Raw genomic sequence first — 13,881 nt, 5'->3', positions numbered from 1 at the left:
GGGTGGGCACGGGTCGGGCGGCAGGGGTCGACCGTCAGGGCTCAGCGCCGCGGACTTAGCGCCGGCGGTTCAGCGCCGCGCCACCGGCCGCCTGGGCGGGGCGCCCAGGGCGGCGCGGTCAGCGGCCTGTCGACCGCGGTGCCAGCCCTCGGCGTCGTGGGTAGAGCCCATGCTCACGGTGCGCACCCGCGGGAACTCCTGCTCGGCGTAGGCCTGCACCGCGGCGTCGCGGGCGGCGAGCACCGGCACGAGAGCACCTCGGCCCTGGCGGGCCAGCTCGTCCGAGGCCTGCTCGGTCTCGGCCCGGGAGGCCTCCTGCAGGCGCTCGCCGATGCGCATGGCGTAGGCGGCGAGGAAGGACTTGCGAAAGCTCCGGGTGCGCGAGTCACCCCACGCGGTCACCCGCTTGCCCTCCTGCTGCATGGCGCGGGTGGCCTGCACGAGCAACGAGGTGAACAGCAGCTCGACGGCGTCGAGGTCGGCCTCGTGCCCCATCACCGTGACGACGTCGAGCTCCTTCTGCCACACCGTGCGGGCGTGGTTGGCGTCGGCGACCTGGGCGACCAGCGCGACCTTCTCGCGCACGTAGGGGGTGTCGATCCAGAGCCGCCGGGACAGCGGACCGTCAGCCCCACCGAGGGCGCCGCCACCGGGGTGCTCGGCCGCCGCTGCGGCAGCCAGCATGGCCTGGTCGATGCTGTGCCGGGCCATGAGCTTCTGGGCGGCCGCGGTGAACGTCTCGGCCTCGGCCGGGAAGGTGGTCGACTCGGCCTTGGCGAGCAGCTGGCGCACGGTGCGCAGCGTCTTGGCGTCGACGTGGTGCGGGTGGTCGGCGGCGCGGGCCGGCAACGCCGACCCGGGGACGGGTGGGAGCACCGTGAGGCGCGGTGCCAGGTGCAGCACGGCGACGAGGATCACCATCTGCTCCACGGTGACCGACCAGCTGCCGGCGGCGTCAGCACGGGCCGCCAGCCAGTGCTGCTCGACGGGCCACCAGCGGGTCGCCCGCACGGCGGTGAGCTGGTCGAAGAAGTCCGGGTGCACCGACGCCGGTGGATAGCCGGTCAGCTCGTCGACCATGAGGTCTGCGAGCAGTGCGGCCACGTCCGCGCCGGTCGTGCGCTCGACGTGGCGCGTGAGCTCCTCGGGCTGCCAGCCGTGGGTCCAGCAGCTCCGCAGCCCCTCCGTCGAGACGGTCACGATCGCGTCGAGCATGGGGGCGCGCTCGGCACCCACCAAGCGAGCGGACATGTCGTCCACGAGACGCTCGAGAGCTCGGTGCGAGCCGCGGCTGCCCGCCAGCATGGCTGCCTCGCGGACGAGTCGGTGGTGGTCGGTCGGGTCGGTAGTGCCGCCTGGGTCGTTGCCTCTGGTGCCGTGCATCAGGTCCTCGCTTCGGTCGTGCCGCCATGTCCTGGGACTACCGTGCCACGGCCCTGTGACACACCCCCATCTCCGCGCGACGCACCGAGGCTCGGTGAGCGCCGCGCACCTGATGCCCGCGAGGCTTCGACGCGAGGCGACCAAGGGCTCTACGGGCTTGTCTCAGAGGCTGATCGGGAAGCCGTGCGGGCGTGGAAGGTGCGCCGGCCAGGGGTCACGACCGAGTCCGACCAGGACCGCCGACGCATCGTCCAGAGCGTCCGGCAGCCTCGCGTCGGCCAGAGCCTCCAGCGTCTGGCGTGCCAGGCGGCACCCGGGGGGTGCGTCGTGGAGCGCGAGATCGAGCTGGTGCACGGCGAGCTCGACGACCCAGGTGGCGACGAAGTCACCGGCCGCGAGGGTCTTGCCCTGGAACGCGACGGGCTGATCTGGCATGCCGTCCACCACGGCGATGGCTCGATGCACGACCTCCGTGAGGTGCCGCACGGCCGAGGCAGGCCGCTGGTAGGCGCTGGCGGTGCGACGCAGCACCAAGATGTGGGGGACCGGGTCGGCGTCCCTGTCGTCCGGGTGGGTCCGCCAGTAGGAGGCGGCGTCGTGGTCGATCGGGGCGCGGCTGTGCACCCCGGCGACCGCTGACATCTCGTCGAGCCCCACCCGGACGTGCACGACCGCGTCCAGTCGGCTCCAGCCGCGACATCGCGCGGGGTCGAGCAGCTCGCGCTCGTCCAGACCCTCGGCGGCCGACAGGAAAGAACGCGCCTGGGCGGCGAACTCGGACGCGGCCTGCTGGAGCGAGCAGTTCAGGGTGGCCATGGAGCGAGGGTAGCGAGCACCCGGGCTGAGGCCCCCCGAGAGCCGAGAGCGCTAGATGACCCAGTCGTCGCCGGGGTGGTGCTCGCTGGTCGAGAGGGCGCCGAGGTCGTACGGCGTGCGCTGGTAGACGCAGTGGTTGAGCCAGTTGGCGTAGAGCAGGAACGCGTGCGAGCGCCAGGTGACCCGGGGCTTTTGCGTGGGGTCGTCGCCGGGGAAGTAGTTGCGCGGGACCGGCACGTCCAGGCCGCGAGAGACGTCGCGCTGGTACTCCGCGAGCAGGGTGTCCCACTCGTACTCCGGGTGGCCGGTGACGAAGATCTGCCGGCCGTCCTCGCTGGCGGCGAGGTAGACGCCGGCCTCGTCGCTCTCGGCGAGCACCTCGATGCCCTCGGCGGCGTGGATGTCCTGCGCCCGGGTGCCCGTGTGCCGCGAGTGCGGTGCCGGGAACACCTCGTCGAAGCCGGAGAGCACGCGCGCGTGGGGCCGCAGGATGCGGTGGTCGAAGACCCCGAACATCTTGTCCGGGAGGACGATCTTCTCGATGCCGTGGTGCCGGTAGAGCCCCGCCTGCGCCCCCCAGCAGATGTAGAGCGTGGAGAACACGTTGTCCAGGCTCCAGTCCATGATCTGACACAGCTCGTCCCAGTAGTTGACCTGCTCGAACGGCAGCAGCTCGATCGGTGCCCCGGTGATGACCAGTCCGTCGAAGCGTTCGTCGCGCACCTGCTCGAAGGTCGCGTAGAACGCGTCGAGGTGCTCCGAGGAGGTGTTGCGGGACTCGTGGCTCGCCATCGCGAGGAAGGTGATCTGCACCTGCAGCGGGGTGTTGCCGAGCAGGCGCAGCAGCTGGGTCTCGGTGGCGACCTTGGTCGGCATGAGGTTGACGACGGCGATCTTGAGCGGGCGGATGTCCTGGGTGAACGCCCGGTCCTCGGTCATGAGGAAGACGTTCTCGGCCTCGAGCGTCACGCGCGCCGGCAGGTCGCGCGGGATGGTGACCGGCATGGGGGCCTCCTCGTGGCATGCGTTCGCCCGGACGCGCCCCATTCTCGCCGCGGGCGAATGAACGGGTGCCGGGTTTCAGCCCGTGGGACGAGGCGTGGCCGGGTCCGTGGCACGCGGGTCCGTGGCACGCGGGTCGTCGAGCACCCGGGACTCGGCCAGCTTGGCTTCCGCTGCGGCCTTGCGCTGCGAGGCCCGGATCAGCGCGTCGAGCTGCCGCTTGCGCTCGAGGGCGAGCGCGTTGCGCCGGGCGATCTCCTTCATGCTCAGCTGGTAGACCCGGTCGCGGCTGAGCAGGGCGGCCCGGGTCGCGTCCCCGTTGGCCATGGCGTCGTCGAGCGACCGCTGGGCGTCGTGGACGATGGGGGCGCTGCGGACGGCCACGACGATCGGGTCGGTCGACCCGGAGAGCGAGCGGCTGGTGCCCCGGGCCAGCGCGACCGGGCCGGCGAGCGCGTCGGAGGCCGGCTTGGCGCGCGCAGGGGCGACGAACTCCACCGTCTCGGTGGCGGCGACCATCGCCACCCGGGACCGCTCGAGCAGCGCAGGGATGGTGCAGGCCAGGGAGTCGTCGAACAGCCCGGCGCCAAGACCCGCGGCCGCGACCTGGGCGCCCCGGGCGAGCTCGAAGGTGTGCGGGTCGACCCCGTGCGAGAAGGCCACGGCCAACCCGCGCCGGGCCAGCGCCTCGTTGACCAGCCGGCCGTCCGACACCCGGCGCACCGCTCCCAGGGTCCGACCGGCGACGGGGGCCGCGCCGGGGGCTACGTCGAGGTGGACGGGAGTGCCCGCGGGCAGCAGCCCGCGTAGGTAGCCCGCCGCCTCCGGGCCCAGGCACTGGGCGCGCGTCGTGCCGTGCGCGAGGTTGGGCGCGTCGATGCCGACCAGCCGGACGCGGGTCGTCACCGGCGCCCCGGTGGCCGCCTGCGCCCCGGTGGCCGCCTGCGCCGGACCCCTCAGGTCGACGCTCTCGGCATCGACGACCCGCACCACGGTGTAGACCGGCTCGGGCGCCGGCCGCACGTGAGCGATCGCGAACGATGCGGACGCACCGAGGACCGCGGTGATACCGACGGCGACCGCTGCGCTGCGGCGTGCTCGTGCCATGCTGACCGTCCCTGCTCCGTGCCCGTCACCGGGCCTCCCTGCGGGGGAGCATGGCACGCGTTGCCCCGGCCGGCCAGGGGAGCGGACCCTGGCGCGATCCCGGGCAAACCGGGCGGAGGCCTCACGGTGCTGCGGGATTCGCTTCCTCGGCCGCGCCCGCGCCCGTGCCCTCGTCCGCGGGATCGCCGTGCAGGCGCCGCAGGTCGTCCAGGGTGTCGGCCTCGGCAGCGGTCTTGTCGTCCCGGTAGCGCAGCACCCGGGCGAACCGCAGTGCGATCCCGCCGGGGTAGCGCGAGGAGGTCTGCACCCCGTCGATCGCGATCTCCACGACCTGCTCCGGGCGCACCTGCACGGTCCAGTCGTCGCGTGCGGTCTCCAGCTCGGTGAACCGCTTGGTCTGCCAGGCGAGCATCTCGTCGGTCATGCCCTTGAACGTCTTGCCGACCATCACCAGCTCGCCGGTGCGCGGGTCACGCGCCCCGAGATGGATGTTGGAGAGGGTGCCCCGGCGTCGGCCGCTGCCGTGCTCGACCGCCAGCACGACCAGGTCGAACGTGTGCCGCGGCTTCACCTTGATCCAGCCGGCCCCGCGTCGGCCCGCGGCATAGGGACGGTCGAGCGCCTTGACCACCACACCCTCGTGCCCGTCGGCGACCACGCCGTCGAAGAACTCCTGCGCCTCCTGCGCGCTCGCGGTGGTGATCGATGGGATGACCGCGTCGGGGGCGATGCGCTGCAGCTCGGCCCGTCGCACGGCGAGCGGCTCGTCGAGCAGGGTGCGTCCGTCGAGGTGCAGCACGTCGAACAGGTAGACCGTGAGGGGAGTCCGCTCGCGCAGCACGGCTGCGTCACCTCGGCTCCCGGTCCGAGCGCCGGTCACCTGGAACGGCTGCGGCCGGCCACCGGGACGCAGGGCGACGGCCTCACCGTCCAGGACCACCCGGTCTACGGGGAGGGCGCGGGCGAGGTCGACGATCTCGGGCAGCCGGGAGGTGATGTCGTCGAGGCTGCGGGTGACCACGACGACCTCGTCACCGTCGCGGTGCACCTGGACCCGGATGCCGTCGATCTTGCACTCCACGGCCACCTCGACACGGTCCGGCAGGTCGGACGCATCCTTCGGATCGCCTTGTGCCCCAACGAGTTCGGTCAACGCCTCGGCGACGGTGGGGGACGACACCGCGAGCATCGGCTGCACGGGTCGCAGCACCTCCAGCTCGATCGCCTCGAGCGCCTCCGCGCCCCCGAGGAGCGCCGCCTGGGCCACGGTCGGCGTGCTCCCGGACAGCATGGCGGCCCGGCGGACCAGGTCCAGGTCGACGCCCGCCGCCTTGGCGACAGCGGGAAGCATCACGCCGTCGAGAGCGCCTTGACGCAGCTCGCCGACGAGCAACGCAGTCAGATAACGCTGTTCGTCGGCAGTCGCGCGAGCGAGCAAGCTGCGCAACGCATCTCGGCGCTTGGCCGTCGATCCGCTGCCCTCCAGGGCGGCCAGCTCGGCGAGCCACCGGTCCACCTCCGCGACCGTGATCGTGGGCTCGGTGGCAGGCTCGGGCAGCTCACGCAGCGAGCGATATCCGACTCCGACCCGACCACGCGGCAGGCTCCCGGAGAGGAAGGAGGTCGTGGCGACGACCTCCTCGCGGCTGGTCCGTGCGAGGAGCTGGGCGAGCAGGTCGACCTTGGCCGTGCGTGACCGGGTCGCCGCCACGGCCTGGGAGGTCTGCACCACGTCGTCGAGCACCATCGCCCCAGTGTGCCTCACGCCCCGATCAGGCCGGCACGGGGTGGCCGAACCAGTAGCCCTGGGCGTGGTCGCAACCCATCGCCCGGAGCAGCTCTGCCTGCCACCGGTGCTCGACCCCCTCGGCGGTGACGACCAGGCCGTGGGCGTGGGCCACCGAGATGATCGCGCGCACCGTCGAGGCGGCGACCCCGTCGGCGTCTGCGAGCGCGGCGACGAAGGAGATATCGAGCTTGAGCCGGTGCACGGCAAACAGACGCAGGTAGGCCAGCGCGGAGTAGCCGGTGCCGAAGTCGTCGACCGCGATCTCGAGCCCGGCCTCGTTGACCGCGGTGATGGCCTCGTGGATCTGCGGCTCGTCGTGCAGCAGGCTGTGCTCGGTGATCTCCAGCACCAGCGAGGAGCCATCGATCCCGTTGCGGGACAAGGCTTCCCGCACGACGGACGGATAGTCGGGGGAGGCGAAGGTCCGGCTCGAGACGTTGACGCAGATCTTGCGCCCGCTGGCGACGAGCTCGGGGTGGCGCGCCACGATGCGCGCGGCCTCGTGGATCATCCACCGGTCGATGTCCGTGATCAGCCCGGTCTCCGAGGCGATCCCGAGGAAGTGCTCCGGGCTGAGCAGCTCGCCCGACGTGGTGAGCAGCCGCACCAGCGCTTCGTAGCCGACGGTGCCGGACGTCGTGAGATCCACGATCGGCTGCAGATAGAGCACGAGCGCCCCGGACTCGACGGCGCGACGCACGGCCTGCTCGGTCACCAGGCGCGCCTGGACCTCCTCGACGAGCACGGCGTCCCCGACGACCCAGCGTCGTCGGCCCCCCTTCTTGGCGGCGTAGAGCGCGAGGTCGGCCGTGCGCAGCAGCTCGTCCGCGACGACCGGCTGGTCGGGGCCGGCCAGGGCGATGCCGGCGCTGACCGTGGTGAGCACCTGCATGCCGGAGGCGCTGTGGTGGGTGATCGAGAGGTCGCGGACGAGCTCGGCGGCGAGCTGCTCGGCGGCCTGCTGGTCGCTGAGATCCTCGGCCAGCACGACGAACTCGTCGCCACCCAGCCTGGCCACCCGCAGCCCCGGACGCCGCAGCGCACGCAGCCGGTCGGCCACCTCGAGCAGCAGCGCGTCCCCCGCGCCGTGACCCAGGCTGTCGTTGAACGTCTTGAACGCGTCGAGGTCAAGCAGCAGCAGCGCGGTGACCCCGGTGCGCGGCTGCGCCCCGATCTCGTGGGCCCAGCGGGTGACCTGGGCCCGGTTGCCGAGCTGGGTCAGCGGGTCGGTGAGGGCCATCGTCTCGACGACGAGCTCGTGCCGGCGTCGCCCGAGCTCGAGCTGGTGCTCCACGGACTCGCGCTCGGCGGTGCAGTCGCGCATCCGACAGACCACCGAGCTGACCTGTCGCGTCAGGGGGCTGGTGATGGGGACCGCCGTGATCGCCATCCACCGCTCGGGCTGCCCGTGCTCCTGGTCGGTGAGGACGCAGATCTCGTCGATGACCGTCTCACCCCGCGCGGCTCGCAGCGCCGGGGTGCGGGGCAGCGGCACGACGACTCCCTCCGGGGTCGTCAGCTCGAACGGCATCTGGTCGACCCGGTTGATCGACCGGTGCGCGCTCGCCATGAGGACGAGCTCGCGCGCCGTCCGGTTCGCGTAGACCACCCGGCCATCCCGCGCGCGCATCACGAAGATGCCGTCGGTGAGGGCGTCCAGCGACCCGAGTGGTGGCAGGCCTCGCCATCGCAAGCGCGCGATGCCGGACGCGATCCGGGCGACGAGGTCGAAGCGCCGGGTGTCGCTCCAGTGCGGTGTGCCCGACGTCCGACCTCCCGTCGACTGCCACGCGGTCACGCCGGCCACGATCCTCCCAGTCTCACCCGCCCATCTGTTGGGCAGCTCAGCCACTCCCGGCCACACCGGGGCACTTGAGGCTACAACCTTTGCTCCGTTCGTGTGTATTTGTCACACCTGTTCGGGGGAGCGCTGCGTGGAGCTTTCCGCGGGTCACCCACCGGTGCCGAGAGCTCTACCGGGGCTCAGTCGCCGGCCGAGCGCAGGGTCGGGGCAGGGCGCATCCGGCCCTCCATCCGGCGCAGCAGTGCTGCGTCGCACAGCTGGAAGCGGTTCCGCCCGTCCGCCTTCGCCGCGTAGAGCGCGAGGTCGGCCCGGCGCAGCAGCGCGGTCTCGTCGTCCTCGGGAGTGACCAACGCCACACCCACGGTGGCCGACACGCCGAGCTCCGGGCCGCTCCTCGCGCCGCGCGCGGCCGTGACGAGATCGAGGAGCTCACGCGCCACGACGGCCGCAGCCTGCTCGCCCGCCTCGCCGTCCGCGAGCCCGTCGACCAGCACCACGAACTCGTCCCCGCCGAACCGTGCTGTCCGCCAGCGGTGCTCGCCGGCGGCGGCGAGGCCGCGGCCGATGCGGCGCAGCAGCGCGTCCCCCGCCGCGTGCCCGAGCGTGTCGTTGAGCAGCTTGAAGCGGTCGAGGTCCATCAGCAGCAGGGCTGTCGTGCCCGGTCGCGGGCGCGTGACGGCCTCGGCCAACCACCGTTCGAGCTGCTCGCGGTTGCCCACGCCGGTGAGCGGGTCGCTCAGCGCGAGCTGCTCGAGCTTGCGCTGCTGCTCGAGCTGGCCGGTGATGTCCATGACGTGCGTGAGGATCTGGGCCGGCTCGCCAGGAGCGGGTGGCCCGAGCCGGGTCGACGTGGCGAGCACGTCACGCACCGTGCCGTCGATCCGCAGCAGCCGGCGGTGCGTGGGACCCGGGCCGACGCCACCCCGGGCGAGGCGGCTCAGGTTGGCGGCCGCCGGCTCCCGGTCGCCGGCCTCGAGGAAGCGGCCGATGTCGACACCCACGGCTTCCTCGGCGGTGCAGCCCATCAGGTCGGCGAGCGCCTGGTTGACCCGCAGCACCCGCCCGGGGCGAGCCGGGTCGCCCGAGAGCACGAGCATCCCTGTGGGCGCGTGGTCGAAGGCGGCCCGGAACATCTCCTCGCCGCGGGCCGCCCGCCGCGTCGCCTCGACCTGCTCGGTGCGGTCGACGACGTGGTTGAGCAGGAGCGGCCGCCCCGACCCCAGACCGGACACGGCGGCCGTCACGAGAGCCGGGAAGACCGAGCCGTCACGGCGGCGGCAGCGCGTCTCGTACGTCGCGGTCACCAGCTCGCCCGACGCCAGCCGCTGCAGCCGGTCGAGCTCGTCGGGCAGCACCTGCCACGCGGTCCAGGTGTCGATGCTCTGGCCCAGCAGCTGGTCCTCGTGGTCGTGGCCGAGCAGGTCGACCAGGGCCGAGTTGACGCGGAGCAGCCGGCCGGGCTGCTCGCCGCGCAGGTCGAGCAGCATCATGCCGATGGGGGATTCGTCGAACGCCGACCGGAACTGGTCCTCGGTGTCTGCCAGCGCGGCCAGCGCCCGGTCGCGATCCGTGACGTCCAAGGTCGCGCCGGAGACCCGCCGCAGACTCCCGTGGTCGTCGAACTCCCTTGCGGTCCAGCTCTGCACGACTCGCAGCGTGCCGTCGGGACGCACGACGCGGAAGACCTCGACCTCGGGTCGGCCGTCGCCCTGCAGTCGTCCCCAGTCGAGCAGGGACCGGTCGTCGGGGTGGATGCGAGCGAGCCAGGTGCCGTGGTCGGGTGTCGTGTCGTCGGGATCCATGCCCGCGATCTCGCGGACCTCGCGGGAGACCAGGGTGGTGTTGGTGGCGACGTCGTACTCCCACCAGCCGAGCCCGCTCATCCGCTGCGCCGCCGCGAGGCGCTCGGCCGGGTCCTCGGCCCGGGCGCGCGAGCGGCGCTCCTCGGCCACGTCGCGGACCCGACAGACGATGCTCATCACCTCGCCGGAGCCGGGGCGCGTGACGGGCGTGGCCGTGACGCCGAAGCACCGCTCGGGGTAGCCCGGTCGCCGCACCTTCACGACGGCGTCCCGGACCGCGACACCGAGGGCGACCGCACGGGCTACGGGGGTGCGGTCCAGCGGCATGGGCCGGCCGTGGGCGTCGACGAGCTCGCCCGCCGTCGCACCGCGGCCGTCGACGAGGACGCGCACCAGCTCGACGACGCCCAGCTGGTGCGCGGCGCGGTTGGCCACCTGCACCGCGAAGGTGAGGCCGTCGAGCACGAGGATCGCCTCGTCCAGCGTGTCCAGGACCGGTCCGTCCGCGCGGCGGCCGCGCAGGGCCTCCACCGTGCCGGCGAGGCGCTCGTCGGCGACGGCCACCAGGACGCGGACGGCTGCGACGACGTGGTCGGGGAAGATCCCCGCAGCCTCGTGGCGGAGCGCCAACATCCCGTGCGGCGCGTCGGTCGGGCCCAGCGGGACGACCGCGAGCGACCCGGCGGTCTCGTCGTCGGGGTGCACCGGCGGCTCCGCCGTGACGAGCGGGCTGTCGTCGGGCACCGGGCTGCCCACGTGCCAGGTGGGGGTCGCGCTCCCCGCTCGCGCGGCGACCCGCCAACCGACGGGGGAGTCGATGCGCACCGTGCTCACCAGCACCTCCTCGGCGCCGGTCAGGTCGACCACCTGCTCGCACAGGACGTCCAGCAGCGCGGGCAGGGCGCAGTCGCGCACGGCGCCGGTCGCGGTGACGAGGACCCTGAGCAGGTCCTTCGCGCGGCGGGCGCAGGCAACGACGGTGGCAGCCGACGGCATCTGATGGTCCTCGGGCGAGTGAGCGATGGCGGTGAGCGGTGGTGAGCGATGGCGTAGAGCGGGTGCGGTGCGAGCGAGTGCGCGACGAAATGGTGGCGCACCGTGATGAAACGTCGCTCTCAGTCAATATAGGAGCAATTCGGTCGATGAGTGTCGTAGTCCGGCAAAGCGATGCAGCAGTCTCGGCCGGCGGTTCGTATCACGGACGACGTCGGAGCGGCCCTCAAGAGGTTGAGAGGATGGCCGCCATGAAGGCCCTCCTCGTCGAAAACATCCACCCGCTGGCCGTCCAGGCGCTCGAGTCCGCAGGGATCGAGGTGGAGACCCGCACCGGGGCCCTCGAGGAGTCCGAGCTGATCGAGGCGCTGCAGGGAGTGGACGTCCTCGGCATCCGCTCCACCACCTTCGTCACGCGCACCGTGCTCGAGCAGGCCCCCGACCTGATGGCGGTCGGCGCGTTCTGCATCGGCACCAACCAGATCGACCTCGAGGGCGCTGCCGAGCGAGGCATCCCGGTCTTCAACGCACCGTTCTCCAACACCCGCTCGGTCGTGGAGCTGGCCGTCGCCGAGATCATCTCGATGGCGCGCCGGCTCACCGAGAAGGACCAGGCCATGCACCGCGGCGAGTGGAACAAGCAGGCCACCCACTCGCACGAGATCCGCGGCCGCAAGCTCGGCATCGTGGGCTACGGCAACATCGGCTCCCAGCTGTCGGTCGTCGCGGAGATGCTCGGCATGGAGGTCTACTTCTACGACATCGACGACAAGCTCGCCCTCGGCAACGCCAAGCGGTGCGGCTCGCTGGACGAGCTGCTCGAGAGCGTCGAGTGCGTCACGCTGCACGTCGACGGGCGCCTCGGCAACGCCGGCTTCTTCGGCGCCGAGCAGTTCGCCCGGATGCGGCCGCGCTCGCTGTTCCTCAACCTCTCGCGCGGCTTCCTCGTCGACGACGTCGCCCTCGCCGAGAACCTCCGCTCCGGCCACATCGCCGGTGCGGCCGTCGACGTGTTCCCCACCGAGCCCAAGAAGCGTGGTGACCAGTTCACCTCGCCGCTGCAGGGCATCCCCAACGTCATCCTCACCCCGCACGTCGGGGGCTCGACCGAGGAGGCGCAGGCCGACATCGGCCGGTTCGTCGCCGGCAAGCTGCGCGACTTCGTCCAGCTCGGCACCACCAGCCTGTCGGTCAACGCGCCGACCGTGGCCCTCGCGCAGGTGCCGGGAGACCACCGGCTCTCCTACTTCCACCAGAACCTGCCGGGTGTGCTCGCCAAGATCAACAACATCCTCGGCGACCACGGCGTCAACATCGACGGCCAGCTGCTCGCGACCCGTGGCCAGGTGGGCTACGTCGCCACCGACATCGCGTCCGGCCTCACCCCCGAGGTCGTGGCGCAGATCCGCGACCTCGACGAGACCATCCGGCTGCGCGTGCTCGGCTGAGCCACCGGCCCACGCAGTCATGCCCGCCTGCTCCGGCCTACGAACCACGCGGGTGGGAGCGCCGTTGGTCACAGTGTTGTGCACAATCGGCTGCCGGGGGGCTCGCGGGGCGCCCGAGCACGGTGCGGGACTGCATAGGATGTGGCGACCCTGGCCCGGTGCCGCACCGGGCACACCCCGACCCGGGAGTCCTGATGACCCGCTCGGCCCGTCTCGCCACTGCCGGCCTCGCCCTCGGTAGCGCCCTCGCGCTCGCCGCCTGCTCGGCCGGCTCCACCGCCAACCCGTCCGGGTCCGCCGCGTCCGGCGCGACCGGCGCAGCGGCCGCCGGCTCGGACGCCGTGGGCATCGGCCTCGTCCTCGAGCCGGTCAGCCTGGACTTCACCAAGAAGGACGGCGCGGCCATCCCGCAGGCCCTGCTCGGCAACGTCTACCAGAACCTCGTCACGCTCGACGAGAGCGGCACGATCGTCCCCCAGCTCGCCAAGAGCTGGACGGTGAGCCCGGACCGCAAGACCTACACGTTCTCCCTGGTGGACAACGCAACCTTCAGCAACGGAGCGAAGTTCACGGCGGCCGACGCGGTGTTCTCGATCAACCAGGTCAAGACCAGCTGGACCGTCGGCGTCAAGAAGGCGATGGACGTGGTCGCGTCGGCCGAGGCCGTGTCGCCAACCGAGCTGAAGGTGACGCTGACCCGCCCGAGCAACTCCTGGCTCTACGCGATGACGACACGCGTCGGCGCGATGTTCTCGACCACCGGCGTCGCGGACCTCGCCACCAAGCCGATCGGCACCGGGCCCTACACGATGGGCACCTGGAAGCGCGGCGACTCGATCACGTTGAACCGCAACGACTCCTACTGGGGGACCAAGGCGCACTTCGCGACCGCGACGCTCAAGTACTTCAAGGACGCCACCGCGCTCAACAATGCGCTGCTGACCGGCACGATCGACATCATCGGCACGGTCCAGGCGCCGGACAGCCTGGCGCAGTTCACCTCCAACCCGAAGTACCAGGTCATCGAGGGCACCACCAACGGCGAGGTCGTGCTGTCCTTCAACAACTCGCGAGCACCGTTGACGGACAAGCGAGTTCGTCAGGCGATCCGCCAGTCGATCGACCACAAGACGTTGCTCGACACGTGCTGGAGCGGCAAGGGCACGCTGATCGGCTCGATGGTCCCCCCCACCGACCCGTGGTACGAGGACCTCACGTCGGTGATGCCCTACGACCTCGCCAAGGCCAAGGCGCTCGTCAACGAGGCGGGGGCTGCCGGCAAGACGCTGCGCCTGCGCCTGCCGGCCGCGCCCTACGCCACCAGCTGCGGCCAGGTCGTGAAGTCGATGGTCGAGCAGTCCGGCCTCAAGGTCACCATCGACCAGCTGGAGTTCCCGCAGTGGCTGACGTCGGTGTTCGGCCAGGCCGACTACGACATGTCGATCGTCGCGCACGTCGAGCCGCGCGACATCAGCCGGCTGTTCGGCGACCCGACGTACTACACGCGCTACGACAACTTGGCCGTGCAGGACCTGTTCGTCGCCGCCGACGAAGGTGACCAGGCGACCCAGGTCGCGGACATGAAGAAGGCCGCCCGGCTGGTCGCCGAGGACGCGGCCGCCGACTGGCTGTTCCTCATGCCGAACCTCGTCGTCGCCGACAAGGACATCACCGGTCTGCCCAAGAACGCGATCGGGGAGTACCTCGACCTCGGGAAGCTCTCGCGGTCCTAGGTCG

The 13,881-nt window shown here is 72.0% G+C and carries 9 protein-coding genes; 2 read left to right on the top strand and 7 right to left on the bottom strand.

The window, feature by feature from the left end; translation table 11 throughout:
- Window positions 1–69 precede the first annotated feature (69 nt).
- From MM440_RS04955 to MM440_RS04925, 7 genes are all read right to left on the bottom strand, one after another.
- Window positions 70–1,383 carry a DUF2786 domain-containing protein gene (locus MM440_RS04955; RefSeq protein WP_241443011.1) on the bottom strand — a complete coding sequence of 438 codons (1,314 nt, stop codon included), beginning with the start codon at window positions 1,381–1,383 and terminating at the stop codon, window positions 70–72.
- A 162-nt stretch (window positions 1,384–1,545) separates the two neighbouring features.
- Entirely contained in the window at window positions 1,546–2,199 is a 654-nt protein-coding gene (locus MM440_RS04950) for a maleylpyruvate isomerase N-terminal domain-containing protein (protein ID WP_241443009.1), read from the bottom strand.
- Window positions 2,200–2,250: 51 nt separating this feature from the next.
- The gene (gene metA, locus MM440_RS04945) at window positions 2,251–3,204 is read right to left on the bottom strand and encodes a homoserine O-acetyltransferase MetA (RefSeq protein WP_241443007.1); all 954 of its coding nucleotides are present in this window, start codon (window positions 3,202–3,204) and stop codon (window positions 2,251–2,253) included.
- A gap of 75 nt (window positions 3,205–3,279) precedes the next feature.
- The gene (locus tag MM440_RS04940; protein ID WP_241443005.1) at window positions 3,280–4,308 is read right to left on the bottom strand and encodes a thermonuclease family protein; all 1,029 of its coding nucleotides are present in this window, start codon (window positions 4,306–4,308) and stop codon (window positions 3,280–3,282) included.
- Window positions 4,309–4,429: 121 nt separating this feature from the next.
- Window positions 4,430–6,055, bottom strand: coding sequence for an ATP-dependent DNA ligase (locus MM440_RS04935; RefSeq protein WP_241442998.1), 1,626 nt, complete (start codon window positions 6,053–6,055; stop codon window positions 4,430–4,432).
- 25 nt (window positions 6,056–6,080) lie between these two features.
- Window positions 6,081–7,895, bottom strand: a complete 1,815-nt coding sequence (locus MM440_RS04930) for a putative bifunctional diguanylate cyclase/phosphodiesterase (RefSeq protein WP_241442996.1) — start codon at window positions 7,893–7,895, stop codon at window positions 6,081–6,083.
- 185 nt (window positions 7,896–8,080) lie between these two features.
- Window positions 8,081–10,699 (bottom strand): PAS domain S-box protein, encoded by a 2,619-nt coding sequence (locus MM440_RS04925; protein ID WP_241442994.1) that lies wholly within the window; start codon window positions 10,697–10,699, stop codon window positions 8,081–8,083.
- 248 nt (window positions 10,700–10,947) lie between these two features.
- On the opposite strand from MM440_RS04925, the gene serA reads away from it, so the two are divergent.
- Both serA and MM440_RS04915 read left to right on the top strand, forming a co-directional pair.
- Window positions 10,948–12,144 carry a phosphoglycerate dehydrogenase gene (gene serA / locus MM440_RS04920; RefSeq protein WP_241442992.1) on the top strand — a complete coding sequence of 399 codons (1,197 nt, stop codon included), beginning with the start codon at window positions 10,948–10,950 and terminating at the stop codon, window positions 12,142–12,144.
- 158 nt (window positions 12,145–12,302) lie between these two features.
- Entirely contained in the window at window positions 12,303–13,877 is a 1,575-nt protein-coding gene (locus MM440_RS04915; protein WP_338155604.1) for an ABC transporter substrate-binding protein, read from the top strand.
- The last annotated feature ends 4 nt before the right edge of the window (window positions 13,878–13,881 follow it).

The organism is Arsenicicoccus piscis (assembly GCF_022568835.1).
In the GTDB taxonomy this organism is placed as follows: domain Bacteria; phylum Actinomycetota; class Actinomycetes; order Actinomycetales; family Dermatophilaceae; genus Arsenicicoccus; species Arsenicicoccus piscis.
The sequence above is the reverse complement of the archived record's forward strand: the minus strand, read 5'-3'. Positions and strand labels throughout refer to the sequence as shown.

Excerpts from the sequence above, each read along its gene's own strand:
- MM440_RS04955 (WP_241443011.1), bottom strand. The coding sequence starts at position 1,383 with ATGCACGGCACCAGAGGCAACGACCCAGGCGGCACTACCGACCCGACC.
- MM440_RS04950 (WP_241443009.1), bottom strand. The coding sequence starts at position 2,199 with ATGGCCACCCTGAACTGCTCGCTCCAGCAGGCCGCGTCCGAGTTCGCC.
- metA (WP_241443007.1), bottom strand. The coding sequence starts at position 3,204 with ATGCCGGTCACCATCCCGCGCGACCTGCCGGCGCGCGTGACGCTCGAG.
- MM440_RS04940 (WP_241443005.1), bottom strand. The coding sequence starts at position 4,308 with ATGGCACGAGCACGCCGCAGCGCAGCGGTCGCCGTCGGTATCACCGCG.
- MM440_RS04935 (WP_241442998.1), bottom strand. The coding sequence starts at position 6,055 with ATGGTGCTCGACGACGTGGTGCAGACCTCCCAGGCCGTGGCGGCGACC.
- MM440_RS04925 (WP_241442994.1), bottom strand. The coding sequence starts at position 10,699 with ATGCCGTCGGCTGCCACCGTCGTTGCCTGCGCCCGCCGCGCGAAGGAC.
- serA (WP_241442992.1), top strand. The coding sequence starts at position 10,948 with ATGAAGGCCCTCCTCGTCGAAAACATCCACCCGCTGGCCGTCCAGGCG.